The sequence below is a fragment of the Thermoanaerobacter siderophilus SR4 genome (genome assembly GCF_000262445.1).
GTDB lineage: Bacteria > Bacillota > Thermoanaerobacteria > Thermoanaerobacterales > Thermoanaerobacteraceae > Thermoanaerobacter > Thermoanaerobacter ethanolicus.
Map to the genome: position 1 here is coordinate 1,245,065 of NZ_CM001486.1, position 19,149 is coordinate 1,264,213.

18 protein-coding genes, 1 pseudogene and 1 other annotated feature are annotated in these 19,149 nt (G+C 33.0%); of the genes and pseudogenes, 10 read left to right on the forward strand and 9 right to left on the reverse strand.

Going from position 1 to position 19,149, the window contains the following annotated elements:
* Nucleotides 1–17: 17 nt before the first annotated feature.
* From jag to rpmH, 5 genes and pseudogenes are all read right to left on the reverse strand, one after another.
* Nucleotides 18–638: an RNA-binding cell elongation regulator Jag/EloR gene (jag, locus tag THESIDRAFT1_RS06010; protein ID WP_006569846.1), complete on the reverse strand. Its 621-nt coding sequence runs from the start codon at nt 636–638 to the stop codon at nt 18–20.
* Nucleotide 639: 1 nt separating this feature from the next.
* Nucleotides 640–1,260: a YidC/Oxa1 family membrane protein insertase gene (locus tag THESIDRAFT1_RS06015; RefSeq protein ID WP_006569847.1), complete on the reverse strand. Its 621-nt coding sequence runs from the start codon at nt 1,258–1,260 to the stop codon at nt 640–642.
* Between the two features lie 17 nt (nt 1,261–1,277).
* Nucleotides 1,278–1,487, reverse strand: a complete 210-nt coding sequence (gene yidD / locus THESIDRAFT1_RS06020; protein ID WP_004399512.1) for a membrane protein insertion efficiency factor YidD — start codon at nt 1,485–1,487, stop codon at nt 1,278–1,280.
* Nucleotides 1,484–1,833 (reverse strand): annotated as a pseudogene (gene rnpA, locus THESIDRAFT1_RS06025) (ribonuclease P protein component). The gene yidD and the pseudogene rnpA overlap by 4 nt, the downstream one beginning before the upstream one ends.
* Nucleotides 1,834–1,869: 36 nt before the next feature.
* On the reverse strand, nt 1,870–2,004 hold the full coding sequence (rpmH, locus tag THESIDRAFT1_RS06030; RefSeq protein WP_003867410.1) for a 50S ribosomal protein L34: 135 nt from the start codon (nt 2,002–2,004) through the stop codon (nt 1,870–1,872).
* A gap of 509 nt (nt 2,005–2,513) precedes the next feature.
* On the opposite strand from rpmH, the gene dnaA reads away from it, so the two are divergent.
* From dnaA to THESIDRAFT1_RS06060, 6 genes are all read left to right on the forward strand, one after another.
* Nucleotides 2,514–3,845, forward strand: a complete 1,332-nt coding sequence (dnaA, locus tag THESIDRAFT1_RS06035) for a chromosomal replication initiator protein DnaA (RefSeq protein WP_004399506.1) — start codon at nt 2,514–2,516, stop codon at nt 3,843–3,845.
* Between the two features lie 235 nt (nt 3,846–4,080).
* Nucleotides 4,081–5,193, forward strand: a complete 1,113-nt coding sequence (gene dnaN / locus THESIDRAFT1_RS06040) for a DNA polymerase III subunit beta (protein ID WP_004399505.1) — start codon at nt 4,081–4,083, stop codon at nt 5,191–5,193.
* Nucleotides 5,194–5,213: 20 nt separating this feature from the next.
* Nucleotides 5,214–5,420 (forward strand): S4 domain-containing protein YaaA, encoded by a 207-nt coding sequence (yaaA, locus tag THESIDRAFT1_RS06045; RefSeq protein ID WP_003869993.1) that lies wholly within the window; start codon nt 5,214–5,216, stop codon nt 5,418–5,420.
* Nucleotides 5,421–5,430: 10 nt separating this feature from the next.
* Complete coding sequence (recF, locus tag THESIDRAFT1_RS06050) at nt 5,431–6,519, forward strand: DNA replication/repair protein RecF (RefSeq protein ID WP_006569848.1); 1,089 nt, start codon at nt 5,431–5,433, stop codon at nt 6,517–6,519.
* Between the two features lie 11 nt (nt 6,520–6,530).
* Nucleotides 6,531–6,788, forward strand: a complete 258-nt coding sequence (gene remB / locus THESIDRAFT1_RS06055; RefSeq protein ID WP_003869991.1) for an extracellular matrix regulator RemB — start codon at nt 6,531–6,533, stop codon at nt 6,786–6,788.
* 12 nt (nt 6,789–6,800) lie between these two features.
* Nucleotides 6,801–9,059, forward strand: a complete 2,259-nt coding sequence (locus THESIDRAFT1_RS06060) for a glycoside hydrolase family 31 protein (protein WP_006569849.1) — start codon at nt 6,801–6,803, stop codon at nt 9,057–9,059.
* Between the two features lie 17 nt (nt 9,060–9,076).
* Here the strand turns inward: THESIDRAFT1_RS06060 and THESIDRAFT1_RS06065 are convergent, their stop codons facing one another.
* Genes THESIDRAFT1_RS06065 through THESIDRAFT1_RS06075 form a run of 3 tightly spaced genes read right to left on the reverse strand, consistent with a single transcriptional unit; the run spans nt 9,077 to nt 11,521 of the window.
* The gene (locus THESIDRAFT1_RS06065; protein WP_006569850.1) at nt 9,077–9,808 is read right to left on the reverse strand and encodes a type 1 glutamine amidotransferase; all 732 of its coding nucleotides are present in this window, start codon (nt 9,806–9,808) and stop codon (nt 9,077–9,079) included.
* Complete coding sequence (locus tag THESIDRAFT1_RS06070; protein WP_003869988.1) at nt 9,805–11,160, reverse strand: Mur ligase family protein; 1,356 nt, start codon at nt 11,158–11,160, stop codon at nt 9,805–9,807. Before THESIDRAFT1_RS06070 ends, THESIDRAFT1_RS06065 begins: the two co-directional genes overlap by 4 nt.
* Nucleotides 11,161–11,191: 31 nt before the next feature.
* Nucleotides 11,192–11,521: a tRNA-binding protein gene (locus tag THESIDRAFT1_RS06075; RefSeq protein WP_003869987.1), complete on the reverse strand. Its 330-nt coding sequence runs from the start codon at nt 11,519–11,521 to the stop codon at nt 11,192–11,194.
* A gap of 192 nt (nt 11,522–11,713) precedes the next feature.
* Between THESIDRAFT1_RS06075 and gyrB the strand changes: the two genes are divergently transcribed.
* Together gyrB and gyrA are read left to right on the forward strand one after the other, a co-directional pair.
* Nucleotides 11,714–13,615, forward strand: coding sequence for a DNA topoisomerase (ATP-hydrolyzing) subunit B (gene gyrB / locus THESIDRAFT1_RS06080; RefSeq protein ID WP_003869986.1), 1,902 nt, complete (start codon nt 11,714–11,716; stop codon nt 13,613–13,615).
* 14 nt (nt 13,616–13,629) lie between these two features.
* On the forward strand, nt 13,630–16,053 hold the full coding sequence (gyrA, locus tag THESIDRAFT1_RS06085; RefSeq protein ID WP_006569851.1) for a DNA gyrase subunit A: 2,424 nt from the start codon (nt 13,630–13,632) through the stop codon (nt 16,051–16,053).
* Between the two features lie 25 nt (nt 16,054–16,078).
* Here the strand turns inward: gyrA and namA are convergent, their stop codons facing one another.
* Nucleotides 16,079–17,092, reverse strand: a complete 1,014-nt coding sequence (gene namA, locus THESIDRAFT1_RS06090; protein WP_003869984.1) for an NADPH dehydrogenase NamA — start codon at nt 17,090–17,092, stop codon at nt 16,079–16,081.
* A gap of 275 nt (nt 17,093–17,367) precedes the next feature.
* Nucleotides 17,368–17,606: a binding site (T-box leader), on the forward strand.
* Between the two features lie 39 nt (nt 17,607–17,645).
* On the opposite strand from namA, the gene ilvN reads away from it, so the two are divergent.
* Both ilvN and ilvC read left to right on the forward strand, forming a co-directional pair.
* Entirely contained in the window at nt 17,646–18,149 is a 504-nt protein-coding gene (gene ilvN, locus THESIDRAFT1_RS06095) for an acetolactate synthase small subunit (RefSeq protein ID WP_003869983.1), read from the forward strand.
* Nucleotides 18,149–19,144, forward strand: coding sequence for a ketol-acid reductoisomerase (gene ilvC, locus THESIDRAFT1_RS06100; RefSeq protein ID WP_006569852.1), 996 nt, complete (start codon nt 18,149–18,151; stop codon nt 19,142–19,144). Before ilvN ends, ilvC begins: the two co-directional genes overlap by 1 nt.
* Nucleotides 19,145–19,149 lie beyond the last annotated feature (5 nt).

Sequence of the window (19,149 nt, forward strand, 5' to 3'; positions counted from 1 at the left end):
ACCCCCTTGACAGGGTATTATTTTAAAGCTATTATGACTCTTCTGTTAGGCTCCTCTCCTTCACTATAAGTCTCTACATATGGATGGTCCTGCAAAGCCATGTGAATTATTCGCCTTTCATTAGGACTCATCGGCTCTAACTCAACGCTTTCTTTTGTGTCCATTACTTGTTTGGCTAATTTTTTTGCAAGCCTAATTAGAGTCTCTTCCCTTCTTTTTCTATAATTTTCTGCATCTAATATAATCCTTCTATATCTATCATATTCTCTATACTTGCTAGCAACGACATTTACAAGATATTGCAATGAATCTAATGTCTCTCCCCTATGACCTATCAGCAACCCTACATTTTTTCCATATAAATTAAACTTTATAGTATCCTCATCTTCTTCTATATCAAATTTAACATCTAATTTCATCGCTTCAATTACTTGCTGTAAAAAATTTCTAGCACTCTCCTTTACTACATCTTTTAAAATCACTTTAACTATTGCCTGCTTGCTTATAAGACCTAGAAAACCTTTACCCCCTTCATCCAACACTTCTACTTCTACCATTTCCCTCGGTACGCCAAATTCCTGCAACGCAAGATTTACAGCTTCTTCCACCGTCTTACCTGTCCTTATAAGCTCTTTCAACTTATGATTCCCCCTTAGCAGTATTGGTCTCTCTCATAAAAATATACTGCTGCACTATCTGGAATATATTGCTTGTAACCCAATATATTCCTACCCCTGCCGGCAAAGAAACAGTTACCCATCCCATAAAAATTGACATCATTATATTCATAGAATTTTGACTCTTGTCTGTTGCTACCATTGCAGAAGATATATAAGTAGTCACAGTAGCTAAAATAGGAATTATATAATAAGGGTCCTTTTGTGCAAGGCTATGCATCCATAAAAAAGAAGCAGTTGAAAAAGCTGGATAGGTTCTAAGCATCGAAAAAAGCGGCCACAATATTATCAAAGGCAAAAGCATAGGTAAACATCCACCGAAAGGATTTACTTTTTTCTCTTGATACAATTTCATTGTTTCCATGTTTAATTTTTGAGGGTCTTTAGCATACTTCTTTTGAAGTTCTTCTACAAGAGGCTGTATTTCTTTCATCTTTTTCATTGTGCTCATTTGCTGTATATAAAAAGGCAAAAGAAGTATCCTTATTAAAATAGTAAAAATAATTATAGCGATACCATAATTTCCCACATAATGATGTATAAATTCTAACAATTGTCCTAAATACATAGCAATTGTTGCCATAATATACCTCCAAAAATTTATTTTACAGGGTCATATCCCCCGGGATTAAAGGGATTGCACCTTAAAATCCGCCAAATTGACATAATTCCGCCCTTTAAAAGTCCATGCTTTGATATTGCTTCTATAGAATATTGAGAACAAGTTGGGTAAAATCTACAGGTCCTTGGCTTCATAGGCGAAATATATCTTTGATACAACTTAATTAAAAAAATAACAACATTTTTCATCTTTCATTCCCCGCATAAAGAGGTGTTTTCATAATCAATTTTCTCATGGAATTTTTTAAAGTGTGAAAATCAGCCTCTACAATTTTCCCTCTTGCGACAAAAATTATATCAAAACCTGTTTTTATCTCAATATCTAAAAGTCTAAAACTTTCATGTAAAAGCCTTCTAACTCTATTTCTTACCACACTTTTACCTATTTTTTTACTCACTGAATAGCCAACTCTATTAAAACCTAAATTATTTTCCATATAATACATTACAACAAACTGATTAGCAACAGATTTTCCATTTGAATAAACCTTTTTAAATTCATAACTTTTTTAATTTTTATAATCTTGTTACTCATTTATACCTCCGGATTGTAAAAAAGGCCCTAAAGGCCTCACGCTGTCAATCTATGTCTACCTTTTTGTCTTCTTCTTTTTAAAACATTGCGACCACTTTTGGTAGACATCCTCTTTCTAAAACCGTGCACTTTTTTTCTATGTCTTTTTTTGGGTTGATAAGTGCGAAGCATTGCCACACCTCCTAAAACCTAAAAAATGCTATAAAAATTATAACGTTAATTAAGGAGGATGTCAACAAGACTTTTTAAAATAAGAAAATTATCAACAACTTAAGAATTATCTACACACAGCTGTAGACAAAATTATTTTTCTTATTGATAATCTGTTGATAATTTGCTATTATAAAATTAAACTGTTGATAACTTAAATAAATTGTAGCCACAAAAATAACAACTTATTCACAGGTTGTTGATAAATTTGTGAATAAGTTGTTATTTAAATGTTAGTTTTCTTATTCATTATATTTATAATCAATGTATTTTAATTTTTTTATCAGTTTTTTTATCAAAATATCTTTTATCAACAATATCTGCACATGTGTTTTTGCAAAAGTTATCAAATTAAAAAATTCACAAAACTAAATTTAACTTATTAACAACTAACTTATACCGATAATATATTATGCCACCCTTTTAAATAAGTTATCCACATTTTATTGATGGGCTTAGGAGGTCATACAATGTATGGAGATCATCGTCAAATATGGGAGAGGATAGTGGAGGTCATAAAGAGTGAGCTTACCCCCACCAGCTATAACACCTGGTTAGTTCACATAAAACCCTTAGCAATCATTGATGATGTATTATTTTTAAGCACTCCTAATACTTTTACAAAAAATATAATAAATGGAAGATATATAAATATTATCTACGACGCTGCTTCAAAAGCTACAAATAAACTATACGAGATAAAAATATTATCAGAAGACGAAGAAGAATATAGAGAAATCAAAGAATCCTTAGAAAAAGAAAACCTAACTGAATCCACCACTCTTTCCACTCTAAATCCAAAATATACTTTTGATACTTTTGTAGTTGGAAACAGCAATAAACTTGCTCATGCTGCATGTCTTGCAGTAGCTCAAGCTCCAGCAAAAGCTTATAACCCTTTATTTATTTATGGAGGAGTAGGTTTAGGCAAAACCCATTTAATGCATGCAATAGGGCACTTTATCAATAAACATCAAAGTGGCTACAAAATAATGTACGTTACGTCAGAAACGTTTACAAACGAGTTAGTTAACTCCATAAAAGACGATAAAAATGAAGAATTTAGAAACAAGTACAGAAATATTGATGTCCTTCTAATAGATGATATTCAATTTATAGCCAAAAAAGAACGAACTCAAGAAGAATTTTTCCATACTTTTAACACCCTTTACGAAGCAAACAAGCAAATAGTTATCTCTAGTGACAGACCACCAAAAGAAATTCCAACTTTAGAAGAAAGGCTAAGGTCAAGGTTTGAGTGGGGTTTAATCGCGGATATACAGCCACCAGATTATGAGACAAGAATAGCAATACTTAAAAAGAAAGCTCAAACAGAAAATCTCAATATCCCCGACGAAGTTTTAGCCTATGTGGCAGAAAAAATCCAATCAAACATAAGAGAGTTAGAAGGAGCACTAATAAGAATCGTAGCTTTTTCAAATCTTACAAAATCTAATATAGACTTAGAATTAACTAAGCATGCCCTAAAGGAAATTGTATCTAATAAAACAAGGGAAATAACTGTAAAACTCATACAAGAAGAAGTTTGCAAGTACTATAACATAAAACTAGAAGACTTCAGGTCCCGCAAGAGAACAAAAAACATAGCTTATCCTCGACAAATTGCCATGTACTTAGCAAGAGAATTGACAGATTTATCTCTTCCAAAGATAGGAGAAGAATTTGGAAAAGACCATACTACTGTAATACATGCCTATGAAAAAATCTCTAATGAAATAAAACAAGACGAACTTCTCTCAAGGCAGATTGAGGAACTTAAAAAGAGAATAAAAGGTTTTTAACATATAAACAGGGATAACCCTGTTTATATGTTTTAAAATTTTTTGTCTGTGAATATTGTTAATAATTTTAAATAATTGTCCAAAAGTTATTCACAGACAATTATCGACTTTTTCTCTGCTTCACAAACCATTACTAACAAACTAACACTTTCTATTACTACGACTACTAAATGCTTATCTTATTTATTATATGATTTGATTCAAAAAAATATTCTCAAAAACAGGAGTGAAAAAAATGAAATTTGTGTGTGATAAAAATTCATTATTTGAAGGAGTAAATATTGCAATAAGGGGGGTATCTTCCCGAACTACTCTTCCTATTCTTCAAGGTATCAAAATTTCAGCTTTGAAAGGTCAAGTCAAATTTTCAGGAACTGATTTGGACATAGGGATAGAGTGTCAAATTCCTGCAGTGGTAGAAGAAGAGGGAGAAATAGTTGTACCTGCAAAAATTTTTTCAGAATTAGTTCGAAAATTGCCAGAGGGAGAAGTAAAAGTAGAAAGTGATTCTCAAAACACGGTAAATGTAGTTTGCGATAGCATAAATTTCACTATTGCAGGAAGCGACGCTGTAGAATTTCCTGAAATCCCTCAAGTATCTAGAGAAAATTCTTTTAAGTTGACGCAAAATATTCTAAAAGACCTAATAAGAAAAACAGTCTTTTGTATTGCCCAGGAGCAAACAAGACCTATTTTGACAGGTGTTCTATTCGAAGTGTTTCAAAATGAAGTTAAAGCAGTAGCTTTAGATGGATTTAGAATGGCTATATATTCTTATCAGAGTGAGGAAAAATTCTTTGACGAGGATATAGAAAAATATTCTATAGTAATTCCAGGTAAAACTTTAGAAGAGATATACAGAATCTTAAAAGATGAGGAAACAGAGATAGAGATATACCACACTGCTAATCAAGTGTTATTCCAAATTGAAAATACAAAGGTAATATCGAGGCTTTTAGAAGGAAGCTTTATAAACTACAATGCTGTTTTACCAAAGGATTATAAGACTGAAGTGGTAGTCAAAAGAGAAGTTTTAACTGAAAGTATTGAAAGAGCTTCACTAATTGCAGAAAGCAAAAATAATTTGATTAAGTTTGAGATTGGTGATAAATTTATTACTGTTTCTTCTAATTCTGAAAAGGGTAAAATGGTAGAAAAGATAGAAGTCGATGTAAAAGGAATGTTTCTTGAGATCGCTTTTAACTCAAGATATTTATTAGATTCTTTAAGAGCCATCGATGAAGAGGAAATAACGCTTTATTTCATAAATAGTATAAATCCGTTAATAATAAAACCTATAGGAAGTAAAGATTATCTTTATATGATACTTCCTGTAAAACTCAATTAAAAATAAGAGGTGTTTTTTAAATGATAGAAGTGCCTATAGAGACGGAATATATTACCTTAGGGCAATTTTTAAAGTATATGAAAATATGTCAAACTGGAGGACAAGCAAAGCAATTTATTTTAGAAGGAAAAGTTAAAGTAAATGGCGCAATAGAATTAAAAAGAGGTAAAAAACTTCGCAAAAATGATATAATTGAGGTAGAGGGTAAAACTTATATCATAAAGTGAGGAATTTAACTTGTATGTGAAGGAGCTATTTGTCGACAATTTTAGAAATTTACAAAAGCAAAAAATAGAATTTTGCGAAGGAATAAATATATTTTATGGTTTAAATGCACAAGGAAAGAGCAATTTATTAGAAAGTATTAGGCTTTTAAGTATGGGAAGGTCTTTTAGAGGGAGCAAAACTACAGAACTAATAAAATTTGGAGAAGATTATTTTTATGTAAAAGCAATAATTTGTCAAGAAAATAACGATAAAAAAATAGAATTTGGATACAAGAAAAATGAAAATAAAGTCATTAAAGTAAATGGCAATAAAATAAAGTCAACTTCCGAACTTTTAGGTCAACTTTTGACAGTCATTTTTTCTCCTGAAGATTTAAACATAATAAAAGAAGGACCTTCCTATCGCAGGAAATATTTAGATTCTTGTATATCTGTGGTTGAAAAGAATTATCTTTATAATCTCATGCAATATAACAAAATACTAATAAATAGAAATAAACTATTAAAGACTATAAAAGAAGGAAAAAATAGAAGTATACTAGAAATTTTTGATGACCAATTAGTAGAATACGGTGCAAAAATAATTGTGGTGAGACAAAGTTACTTAAAAAATGTAGAAATTAATATAAAAAAATTTTTACTTGAAATTTCCAATGAGACAGCAGAAATTGTCTACCTAAATAGTGTTGGACTTAAAGATGCTTCAGATGAAGAAATAGTTAAAAAAAGATTAAAAGAAAAACTATTAAAGAATATAGATTTAGATTTAAAGTATCTTACAACACAAGTAGGACCTCATAGGGAAGATTTTAAGATTATTATAAACGGCTATGATTCAAGAGTATATTCTTCTCAAGGCCAACAGCGAACAGTGGCTTTATGCCTTAAATTATCAGAGTTTGAAATTTTAAAAAAGGAGACTGGTGAAAAACCCATACTGCTTCTGGATGATGTAATGTCAGAGTTAGATGAAAATAGAAAGAAATATATCTTAGAAAGATTGCAAGGTTTTCAGACTTTTATAACCCATACTACAAAAAGAGATTTAAAAGGAGATTGTTATTTTAAGATATCTAATGGGGTTGTCATTAAGGAATAGGGGGTCAAAAAATGTATGTCCATTTAGGCGGCAACGTGGTAGTACCCGATAAAGAAATTATAGGCATTTTTGATATGAATATTGTAACCACTTCTGAAGCTACTATTCAGTTTCTGAGAGTAGCGGAAGAAGAAGGATTTGTGGTCAGAATTTCTGACGAAAAGCCAAAGTCTTTTATAATCACAGAAAGGGATAAGAGGAGTATTATTTATTTATCACCAATTTCTGCCTTTACTCTTATAAGAAGGACACAAAAAATAGAGGAATAGGGAGGTATTGAATTGTATCAAAAAACATCGGAAAAAATTGTTGTGAGAAATGAAGGAAAGAAGTTAGAGCTTAGAGTATTAGGTGATAAAATTATTAACGTTTTTGTAAGTAATAAAGAGGAAAAAAGAAAGGATACAATTGCGATAGAAAGGAAAGAATACGATATTCCTGAGTTTAGTATAAGTGATGAATTAGAAAGCATATTAATTGAGACTAATTCATTGAAAGTAAAAATAAATAAAAATGACCTTTCTGTGAGTTTCCTAGATAAAAATGGAAATATAATTAATGAGGATTACAATGGAGGAGCAAAGTTCAATGAAACAGATGTAAGGTGCTATAAAAAGTTAAGAGAAGACCATTTTTACGGTTTTGGAGAAAAAGCAGGATATCTCGACAAAAAAGGCGAAAGGCTGGAGATGTGGAATACAGATGAATTTATGACTCACAACCAGACTACAAAACTTTTATATGAGTCTTACACTTTTTTCATAGGAATGAACGATTATCACACTTATGGAATATTTTTGGACAACAGTTTTAGGTCTTTTTTTGATATGGGTCAAGAAAGTCAAGAATATTACTTTTTTGGAGCATATGGCGGCCAAATGAACTACTATTTTATATACGGAGAAGACATAAAAGAGGTTGTGGAAAATTATACATATCTTACAGGAAGGATAAGTCTTCCGCCATTATGGGTATTAGGTAATCAACAAAGCAGATATAGTTACACCCCACAAGAGAGAGTACTGGAGGTTGCAAAAACTTTTAGAGAAAAAGATATTCCTTGTGATGTGATATATCTCGATATAGATTACATGGAAGGGTATAGAGTTTTTACATGGAATAAAGAAACGTTTAAAAACCACAAAGAAATGTTAAAACAGCTTAAAGAAAAGGGATTTAAAGTAGTGACAATTGTAGATCCAGGAGTTAAGAGAGATTACGACTACCATGTTTACAGAGAAGGAATTGAAAAGGGTTATTTTGTAAAGGATAAGTACGGTATAACCTACGTTGGAAAAGTATGGCCAGGGGAAGCTTGTTTTCCTGACTTTTTACAAGAAGAAGTGAGATATTGGTGGGGTGAAAAGCACAGAGAATTTATAAATGATGGCATTGATGGTATATGGAATGATATGAATGAACCAGCTGTTTTTGAAACACCTACAAAAACAATGCCAGAGGATAATATTCATATTTTAGATGGAGAAAAGGTACTTCACAAAGAGGCTCACAATGTCTATGCAAATTACATGGCGATGGCCACAAGAGATGGTTTTCTAAGGATAAGACCTAATGAAAGGCCTTTTGTTTTGACAAGAGCCGCTTTTTCAGGGATACAAAGGTATGCTGCAATGTGGACAGGAGACAACAGAAGCTTGTATGAGCATCTTCTTATGATGATGCCAATGATAATGAACATAGGTTTATCTGGACAACCGTTTGCAGGAGCAGATGTTGGAGGATTTGAAGGAGATTGCCATGAAGAACTTTTTATAAGGTGGATAGAGGCTGCGGTATTTACTCCGTTTTTAAGAGTTCATTCTGCAATAGGAACAAAAGACCAAGAGCCATGGTCTTTTGGTAAAAGAGCAGAAGATATTTCTCGAAAATATATAAAAATGAGATATGAACTTTTGCCTTACTTATATGATTTGTTTTACATTGCATCTCAAAAAGGCTATCCTATTATGAGGCCTTTGGTTTTTGAATATCAAAAAGATGAAAATACTCATAAGATATATGATGAATTTATGTTTGGAGAAGGTCTCTTAGTTGCTCCTGTATATTTTCCTTCAAAAGAAAGAAGAGAAGTTTATTTGCCTGAAGGAATCTGGTATGATTACTGGACGGGAAAAGGATTCAAAGGAAAAAACTATTACCTTGTGGATGCTCCTATAGAAGTAATACCTCTTTTTGTAAAAGAAGGAGGAATACTGTTAAAACAGCAGCCTCAGTCTTTTATAGGGGAAAAGAAGCTGGAAGAATTAACAGTGGAGATATACAAAGGGAAAGAGGGACATTATCTCCATTATGAAGATGATGGAAAATCTTTCGATTATACTAAAGGGGTTTATAACCTCTTCGATATAAGTTTTTGTTATAAAGAAGGAAGAATGGATATAAAATTTGATAAAATTCACTTTGGCTATGACAAAGGAGTTAAAAAGTATAAATTTATATTTAAAAATTTTGACGACATCAAAGAGATTAAGATAAATGGTGAAAAAGTTGAGAAGGAAAGTTGTGAAATTGAATTGTAAAATAGAGGCAAAAGCCTCTATTTTTTTACAAATCTTTCTATCAAAGATTGTTTAGCTTGTTGTTCTAAAGAGTCATCCAAGGGAGTTAATTCTACTTTTCCATATTTTCTCTTTAAAGCAGTTTCAATTAAAATATCTGCAAATTCAGGATTTTTGGGTAGTACTGGACCGTGGAGATATGTTCCATACACATTTTTATAGATACATCCTTCTGTTTTATCTTCTCCATTATTTCCATTTCCAATTATTACTTTACCTAAAGGCTCTATTTTTTCCAAAAAAGTTTTTCCTGAGTGATTCTCAAAACCTACCATTTTAAAATTTTTATCGGCTATATTTGTCTCTATAACTATATTTCCTATCAATCTCCTATTACCAGCTATTGTCCAGGCTTTTAAAATTCCTAAACCTTCTAATTTGCTACCAGCCAGAGTTTGATAGTATTCTCCAAGTAATTGATATCCTCCACATATAGCTAATACTGTCAAACCATCTTCAATAGCTGTTTTCAAATTTTTACCTTTTTTATTTTTTAAATCATCACTTACAATTTTTTGCTCTCTATCTGACCCTCCTCCTAAGAATAGAAGGTCTATGTCAGTAAATTCTTCAGTGTAATCTAAAGTTATTGGCTTTATCTCTATTTCAATTTTTCTCCATTCACATCTTTTTTTTAAAGCTACAATATTTCCTATGTCTCCATATAAGTTTAATAAATCAGGATACATGTGGCCAACGACTAATTTCATTTTTTTGCCTCCTGTAATTTTAAATATTTGCTTACATCATACAAAGAAGTATAGTTGGGAAGTACAGCTATTAATTCTTCTTCTGTTAAATCAGCTATAGTGTCAAGAGCTTTTTCTATAGAATTTATTATTTTTATTTTTTTAATATCAAAGCCGGCATATTTTAATCTTACTGCCATGTCTTCTGCCCTTAAACCTGAAGTTACTATATAGTTTACTTTTGTCTTTGATAAAAAGCTTTCTAAGTTTACATCCCACAGCCAAGACACATCCCTTCCATCAGCGTAATTATCATTTATAGAAATTAAAAGGTTTAAGGGTTTATTAAATTGAGATAGCATATTTAAAGTGCTTTCAAAACCGATGGGGTTTTTGATTAAATTTATTATTGTCCTTTTGCTTTTTATTTTAGTTTTTTGTAATCTTCCTTCTATTGGCCAATAGCTTTCTATTGCTTTTAATATAGTGCTAAAGTCTATGTTCAACAAAATGCCAGCAGATATAGCTGCTAATAAATTATACACATTGTATAAGCCTATTAATCTACTTTTAACTGTAAAAATTTTATCTTTATAGTATAGATTAAAATTTATTCCATCTTCATTTAAAAATATATTAGTGGCTTTAAAATGAGGATTTGGCCGCTTTTTGCCACAATTGGGGCAGTAATAGTCTCCCAGTTGCCCGTAATATATTTTTTTATATTCGTATTTGTGGGCACAAATTGGACAGTATTTTTGTTCAAAAGAAGAGGAGTTAATTCCTTCAATGTTGTCTTCAACTCCATAGTAAAAAACTTTCGATTTTATTTCATCTCCTATTGAAGCTGTAAAAGGTTCATCAGCGTTTAGTAATACTATAGAATCTTGTGGCAGGTTTAAAAGGGCTTTTTTTACTTTTTCTACTGTTGTATCTAGTTCTCCATATCTGTCTAATTGGTCTCTAAAAAAGTTGGTTATTACTACTATATTGGGTTTTACATCTTCTATCACAATGGGCATGTTTGCTTCATCTACTTCAAAAACGGTCGCATCTTTTTGTAAATTTCCCAAAAAATTGCTGCTTTTTATTAAAGCAGTCGCAATTCCCGTTTTCATATTTGCTCCTTCTTTGTTGTGTACAACACTTTTCCCAGCAGTGGTCAAAATAGAGGCTATTAATCCGGAAGTTGTAGTTTTGCCATTTGTACCTGTTATTATTACTTTGTTGTTTTTTATGGGCCCTATTAGTTTTTCAATTAATTTAGAATCGTACTTTAGTGCGATTTTTCCGGGAAGAGATGTTCCACCTTTTCCTGTGATTTTGCAGGATATGTTGATGAGTTTACCTATGTTGACACCTAAAAATTTCACTATTTACCACCTTCCATAAAAAATAAAACCATTAATAGATTTTATTGCCTATTTTTACTTCTCTTTCTGGTTGAAGCAAGACGACATTCCCATCTTCGTCATCAACTCCAAGCAACAATACTTCAGATATAAAATCTACTACTTGCTTTGGAGGAAAATTAACTACGCAGACCACCAATTTATTATACAACTCTTCTTTTTTGTACAATTTTGTTATTTGAGCGCTGGACTTTTTGATTCCTAATTCGCCAAAGTCAATTTTTAACTTATAAGCAGGTTTTTTTGCTTTTGGAAAGTCTTCTACCTCAATTATTCTTCCTACACGTATGTCAAGTTTTAAAAAATCTTCATAAGTAGCCATTGAATTCACCTCAATTTAAGTATATTATATTATAGGTATATTTGTTAAGTATATTATATTATAGGCAATAATAAAAATAAAATTATTTCCTCTTCATTTCCCGGGAAATTTTTCGGGAAATGTTTTGAATTGAGCAATTCTTAAAAGAATGATAAAATAAAACTGTTGGATAAATTTGCGGAGGTTGTGAATATGGCAAAGGATGAAACTTATACTGCAAGTCAAATACAAATATTAGAGGGTTTAGAAGCTGTGAGAAAAAGGCCAGGAATGTATATAGGTTCTACTGGTAGCAGAGGACTGCATCACCTTGTATACGAGGTAGTCGATAATAGTATAGATGAAGCATTGGCCGGTTATTGCAAAAATATAGTAGTTACTATACACAAAGATAATTCTATAACGGTTGAAGACGACGGAAGAGGTATACCTACAGATATTCACCCAAAAGTTGGAAAACCGGCTGTAGAAGTAGCTTTAACGATGTTACATGCAGGTGGAAAATTTAATAATGACGCTTACAAAGTATCTGGAGGATTGCATGGAGTAGGTGTTTCTGTTGTAAATGCATTATCTGAAAAATTAGAAGTTATTGTAAAACAACATGGGAAAATTTATAGGCAAATATATGAAAGAGGAGTTCCAAAAACGGATTTAGAGGTTATTGGAGAGACAGAAGAGACAGGTACAACTATTACTTTTAAGCCGGATAAGGAGATTTTTGAAGAAACTGTATTCGACTATGATGTATTAGCTCAAAGATTGAGAGAATTAGCGTTTTTAAATAAGGGTATAAATATTAAGCTTATAGACGAAAGACACGGAAAAGAAGAGGTCTTTAACTACGAAGGTGGAATTATATCTTTTGTAAAGTATTTAAATAGAAATAAAGAAGTCCTCCATGAAGAGCCTATATACATGGAAGCGAAAAATAGCGACTATGAAGTAGAGGTTTGCATGCAGTATAATGACAGCTATAATGAAAATATCTTTAGTTTTGCTAATAATATTGATACTAGAGAAGGCGGTACCCATCTAGTAGGCTTTAAAGCAGCTTTGACTAAAGTCATTAATGATTACGCAAGAAAATACGGGATTATAAAAGATAACGAGAAAAATTTACAGGGTGAAGATGTAAGAGAAGGACTTACAGCTATTGTAAGTGTAAAATTAAAAAATCCACAGTTTGAAGGACAGACTAAAACAAAATTAGGAAATTCTGAAATGAGGTCTATTGTAGAAAATGTAGTAACAGAAAAACTCTCGGCTTTTTTAGAAGAAAATCCCTCAGTTGCAAAAGTTATAGTAGAAAAAGCTACTCAAGCAGCAAGAGCAAGGGAAGCTGCGAGAAAAGCCAGAGAGCTTACCAGAAGAAAGTCTGCTCTTGAAAATACTACTTTGCCGGGTAAACTTGCCGACTGTTCGGAGAAAGACCCTTCCAAATGTGAGCTTTTCTTGGTAGAGGGTGACTCTGCAGGAGGTTCTGCTAAATCAGGTAGAAACAGTAGATTTCAAGCGATACTTCCACTCCGAGGAAAAATTTTAAATGTAGAGAAGGCAAGACTTGACAAGATATTGTCTAATGAAGAGATAAGAGCAATGATAACTGCTTTAGGTACTGGCGTAGGGAATGATTTTGATATAAGTAAGTTAAGGTACCACAAAATAGTTATAATGACAGATGCAGACGTAGATGGAAGCCATATTAGGACATTACTTTTAACATTTTTCTATAGGTTTATGAGACCTTTAATTGAAAATGGAAATGTGTTCATTGCTCAACCACCTTTATATAAAATTACAAAGGGCAAAAAGGTATATTATGCTTACTCGGATAGAGAATTAGACAAGATCTTAAATGAAATTGGAAGGGAAAATTATACTGTTCAAAGGTATAAAGGTCTTGGAGAAATGAATGCTGACCAGTTATGGGATACAACTATGGATCCAGAGAAGAGGACGATGCTTAAAGTTACATTAGAGGATGCGATAGCTGCAGATGAAATTTTCACCATTTTGATGGGGGATAAAGTCGAACCAAGAAGGGAATTTATAGAAAAATATGCAAAAACAGTTAGAAACTTGGACATATAAAAGAGGTGAAATAGATGAGTGAAGAAAAAGAGAAAGTAATCCCAGTAGACATTGAAGATGAAATGAAAAAATCTTATATAGATTATGCGATGAGTGTAATTGTTGGAAGGGCATTGCCAGATGTGAGAGATGGTTTAAAACCAGTTCATAGAAGGATTCTCTATGCTATGAATGAGTTGGGATTAACCCCTGACAAGCCATATAAAAAGAGCGTTGCAGTTGTTGGTGAAGTTTTAGGAAAATACCATCCTCACGGTGATGCAGCTGTTTACGATACTTTAGTGAGACTAGCACAGGATTTTTCAATGAGAGAAACTTTGATAGATGGGCACGGAAACTTTGGAAGCATAGATGGAGACCCTCCGGCTGCCATGAGGTACACAGAGGCGAGGCTTTCAAAAATTGCCCTTGAGATGCTTACAGATATCAACAAAGAGACAGTAGATTTTGTACCAAACTTTGATGAGACTTTAAAGGAACCAGTTGTACTTCCCTCTCGATTTCCTAATCTTTTAGTCAACGGCTCTCAAGGAATTGCTGTAGGTATGGCTACGAATATTCCTCCTCACAATTTAGGAGAAGTCATAGATGGAATTGTCGCTTATATAGACAATCCTTATATTTCAGTAGATGAACTGATGAAATATATAAAAGGACCTGACTTTCCTACAGGAGGAATAATTCTAGGAAGAGACGGTATAAAAGAGACTTATGAGACAGGAAGAGGTAAAATTGTCGTTAGGGCAAAGGCAGAAATTGAAGAACACCACGGTAAGACGAGAATTGTAATTACAGAGATTCCTTATATGGTTTTAAAAGCTAAGTTAATTGAAAAAATAGCTGAGTTAGTCCGTGACAAGCACATAGAAGGGATTTCTGATTTGAGAGATGAATCTGATAGGAATGGAATGAAAATTGTAATAGAGCTAAAAAGAGATGTCAATCCAAAGGTGATACTTAATAAACTTTATATGCACACACAAATGCAGCAGACCTTTGGAGCTATAATGTTAGCTCTTGTAGATGGAGAGCCAAAAATACTAAATTTAAAGCAGATTATAGAAAAGTATGTGGACCATCAAGCGGATGTTGTAACGAGAAGGACCAAGTTTGACTTAAGAAAAGCAGAAGAAAGAGCCCATATTTTAGAAGGGTTAAAAATCGCCCTTGACCACATTGATGAAGTGATAAACATAATAAGAAGTTCGAAGACAGAAGCAATTGCTAAACAAAATTTAATGGACAAGTTTGGGTTAAGCGAAAAACAAGCACAAGCGATAGTTGACATGAGATTAGGAAGGTTGACTGGGCTTGAAAGGCAAAAAGTAGAAGATGAGCTTAAGGAGTTAATTGAAAAGATAAAAGAATTAAAGGAAATTTTGGCAGATGAAAGAAAAGTGCTGGAAATAATCAAAAAAGAGCTTTTGGAAATAAAAGATAAATATGCTACTCCGAGAAAGACAAGCATTGTGGCAAAAGAAGAAGAGTTAGATTTAGAGGATTTGGTTCAATTGGAAGATGTTGTAGTGACAATGACACACTATGGATATATAAAGAGAATGCCTCTTGATACTTATAAGGCTCAAAAACGTGGAGGGAAAGGCATATTAGGTATATCTACAAGAGAAGATGACTTTGTAGAGGATATATTTATCACTACAACCCATGACAGACTGTTGTTCTTTACAAACAAAGGGAAAGTATATAGTTTAAGGACAATAGACATTCCTGAGACAGGAAGACAAGCAAAAGGCACGGCTATTGTCAATCTCATACAGATAGCTCAAGGAGAGAAAGTCACAGCGGTTATTCCTCTTAAAAAGTCAGAAGATATTAAGTATATTGTGATGTGCACTAAAAAAGGCATAATTAAAAAGACTTTTATAGAAGAGTTCAGGTCAATTAAGAGAAATGGTATAATTGCTATCACGTTGGAAGAAAGTGATGAGCTTATAAATGTAAAATTAACAAATGGAGAAAGAGAAATAATAATAGGGACTGCCAGAGGCTATGCTATAAGATTTAATGAAAAAGACATAAGACCTATGGGAAGAGTAGCAAAAGGTGTAATAGCTATTTCCTTGAGAGAAGACGATGAAGTGGTAGAAATGGACCTTGTTCATCCCAACAGCGAAATTTTAGTAGTAACAGAAAATGGATTTGGGAAGAGAACGGACTTAGAGGAATACAGGCTTCAAACAAGAGCAGGAAAGGGAATAATTGCAATAAGGCTTAGCGAAAAGACTGGTAAATTGGTGTCTATACGGTCAGTAAATCCAGAAGATGAATTTATGATAATTTCTGCAAATGGGATTCTTATAAGAATGAAGGTGTCAGATATTTCTAAGATGCACAGAGATACAAGAGGAGTAACCCTTATGAAGCTTGATGATGGTGACAGGGTTGTTTCTACTGCAAGAATAGAAAATGAAGAATAAAAATAAGCCCTCAATTTTTGGGGGCTTATTTTTTAAAAGCTCTTTCATATTGTTTTGGCCAGTCTTCCTTTGAAGTGTAGGTATGCAGAACCCAATAGGGATTTCTTAAAAGTTCTCTTCCAAGTGCAACTAAGTCTGCCCTTTCATTTGAAAGAATTTCTTCTGCAAGCTCTTGTGTCGTTATTAATCCTACCGCAGAAGTTTTTATATTACAGCGCTTTTTAATTGTTTCAGCGTATTTAACTTGATATCCAGGATATAGATTTATATCAACATTTAAAAGTCCTCCACTGCTTACATCAATTAAATCAACTTTGTCTTTTATCATGTTGATATATTCTACCATCATATCTATGTTTATTCCGCCTTCCATGTAATCATCTGCAGATACCCGCACGAAAATAGGTTTATTTTCAGGCCAATTTTTTCTAACTTCATCTATCACTTCAATTAAAAATCTTGCTCTATTTTCAATGCTACCACCGTATTCATCTTTTCGCTTATTTGAAAGAGGAGAAAGAAATTCGTGGATTAAATAGCCGTGAGCTGCATGTATTTCAACTACATCATAACCTGCTAAGTTAGCCCTTTTAGCAGCTTCCCCAAAAGCTTTTACTATAGATTTTATTTCGTCAATGGTTAATTCTCTTGGAAGTTTGTAGTGGTTTCCTGCTTTAATAGGGGAAGGTCCTACAACATCTTCATAAAGTATATCACATTTTCTTCCTGCATGAGCAAGCTGTATTCCCATTACAGCGCCATTTGCTTTACAGATGTCTACAATTTTTTTTAATTCTTTAACTTGCTCATCATTCCATATCCCAAGGTCACGGTCAGTTATTCTTCCTCTGCTCTCAACAGCTGTGGCTTCTTGCATAATGAGTCCTACTCCACCAATAGCCCTTGTGGCGTAATGAACTATATGCCAGTCATTTGGCATCCCATCTGTAGAAGCTGAGTACATACACATAGGAGACATCATGATTCTATTTTTTATTGTAATATCCTTTATCTTTAAAGGCATATGTAAAATACTCATAAACACTCTCCCTTCTTGAACTTTCTAATTTTAATCATAATACATATCTTTTTAAAAACCAAATTTGACAAAAATGTTTAAGCTGCATGCGATTTAAGCAATTTTTAATGATAGTTAAAAAAAGAGTAATTTTTTTGGGAGATATTTAAAATTTTTTAGTAAATGTAAACGATAGATTATTGAAAATTTACAAATAATTTAGTTGACTAAAGTAAAAGATGCTGCTAAAATAACAAGTAACTTTATTTGGATTTGTATTTTTAAAATGATAAAGGATAAAAGCGATGAAGGTGAGGGGTATGCGTTGAGGCTCAAGAGAGCCGGTGGATGGTGCAAACCGGTGCCGAGGCGCATATTAGATCGCTCTGGAGCTGTATAGCTGAACGGCGGTAAGCTTATTAGGCTATACCGGGATTACCCGTTACAGGTCAAGTTGTATAACTTGGTGAGGCTATTGCCGTGAGGTAATAGCGAAAACAGGTGGTACCGCGTGGAGGAAATCCCCGCCCTGTAATTTAGGGCGGGGAATGATTTTTATATAGGGGGTGATAATTTGCACATTATATCTGTCCTTGTGAACAATCATCCAGGAGTCTTGTCAAGGGTAGTAGGTCTTTTTTCAAGGAGAGGCTATAATATTGAAAGCCTTGCAGTAGGTACGACAGAAAGAGAAGACATCTCAAGGATAACTTTGACAGTGAAAGGAGATGATTATACAGTTATCCAGGTGATAAGGCAACTTAATAAACTTGTAGATGTGCTGAAAGTACAAAACATAGGAGCAAGGGATAATGTTTCTCGAGAATTGTTGTTAGTTAAAGTAGGTTATGATTCAAATACAAGGGATGACATAATGCACATTGTAGATACTTTTAGAGCAAAAGTTATAGATATTTCAATGGACTCATTGATTATAGAAATTACCGGAGATAGTGAAAAGATTAATGCTTTTATAAATCTCATAAGCAAATTTGAAGTAAAAGAGCTGGTAAGAACAGGCCTTGTAGCTTTGGAAAGAGGCAATAAAGCATTAAAAGAATATGAGGGGGAATTGTAATGGCAAAGATGTATTATGACAAAGATGCAGATTTAAATTTACTCAAAAACAAAAAAATCGCAATAATAGGTTTTGGAAGTCAGGGTCATGCTCATGCACTAAATTTAAGAGATTCTGGACTTGATGTAGTAGTTGGCCTTTACGAGGGAAGCAAATCAAAAGAAAAGGCAGAAAAAGAAGGGCTGCGAGTTTATACAGTTGAGGAAGCAGCTAAAGTAGCAGATATCATAATGATGCTGATACCGGATGAAAAGCAGGCAAAAGTCTATAAAGAAAGCATAGAAAAAAATCTTACAGAAGGTAAAGCTCTCGCTTTTGCTCATGGGTTTAACATTCATTTTAAACAGATTGTTCCTCCTGATAATGTGGATGTGTTTATGGTGGCTCCAAAAGGTCCGGGACATTTAGTTCGGAGAGTATACCAGGAAGGGAAAGGAGTTCCAAATCTTGTAGCAGTATACCAGGATTATACAGGGAAAGCTTTTGAAATAGCTTTAGCCTATGCAAAAGGAATAGGAGGTACACGGGCAGGTGTTATTGAGACTACTTTTAAAGAGGAGACAGAAACAGACCTCTTTGGGGAGCAGGCTGTCCTTTGTGGTGGAGTTACTGAACTCATGAAAGCAGGATTTGAAACATTGGTAGAAGCTGGTTATCAGCCAGAAATAGCTTATTTCGAATGTGTGCATGAAATGAAACTTATAGTTGACCTCATATACGAAGGCGGTTTTAGTTATATGAGATATTCTATTTCTGATACTGCAGAATTTGGAGATTATATGACAGGCAAGAGGATAATAACAGAGGAAACAAGAAAAGAGATGAAAAAAGTTTTGTCAGAAATACAATCAGGAAAATTTGCAAAAGAGTGGCTTTTAGAAAATCAGGTAGGAAGACCACAGTATAATGCTATAAAAGATAAAGAGGCAAATCATCTTATTGAAAAAGTCGGCAAAGGTTTGAGAGAAATGATGGCTTGGATTAAAAAAGAATGAATAAG

Coding starts and splice junctions, on each gene's coding strand:
- THESIDRAFT1_RS06015 (WP_006569847.1), bottom strand. CDS start 1,260: ATGGCAACAATTGCTATGTATTTAGGACAATTGTTAGAATTTATACAT.
- yidD (WP_004399512.1), bottom strand. CDS start 1,487: ATGAAAAATGTTGTTATTTTTTTAATTAAGTTGTATCAAAGATATATT.
- rpmH (WP_003867410.1), bottom strand. CDS start 2,004: ATGCTTCGCACTTATCAACCCAAAAAAAGACATAGAAAAAAAGTGCAC.
- dnaA (WP_004399506.1), top strand. CDS start 2,514: ATGTATGGAGATCATCGTCAAATATGGGAGAGGATAGTGGAGGTCATA.
- dnaN (WP_004399505.1), top strand. CDS start 4,081: ATGAAATTTGTGTGTGATAAAAATTCATTATTTGAAGGAGTAAATATT.
- yaaA (WP_003869993.1), top strand. CDS start 5,214: ATGATAGAAGTGCCTATAGAGACGGAATATATTACCTTAGGGCAATTT.
- remB (WP_003869991.1), top strand. CDS start 6,531: ATGTATGTCCATTTAGGCGGCAACGTGGTAGTACCCGATAAAGAAATT.
- THESIDRAFT1_RS06065 (WP_006569850.1), bottom strand. CDS start 9,808: ATGAAATTAGTCGTTGGCCACATGTATCCTGATTTATTAAACTTATAT.
- THESIDRAFT1_RS06075 (WP_003869987.1), bottom strand. CDS start 11,521: ATGGCTACTTATGAAGATTTTTTAAAACTTGACATACGTGTAGGAAGA.
- gyrB (WP_003869986.1), top strand. CDS start 11,714: ATGGCAAAGGATGAAACTTATACTGCAAGTCAAATACAAATATTAGAG.
- gyrA (WP_006569851.1), top strand. CDS start 13,630: ATGAGTGAAGAAAAAGAGAAAGTAATCCCAGTAGACATTGAAGATGAA.
- namA (WP_003869984.1), bottom strand. CDS start 17,092: ATGAGTATTTTACATATGCCTTTAAAGATAAAGGATATTACAATAAAA.
- ilvC (WP_006569852.1), top strand. CDS start 18,149: ATGGCAAAGATGTATTATGACAAAGATGCAGATTTAAATTTACTCAAA.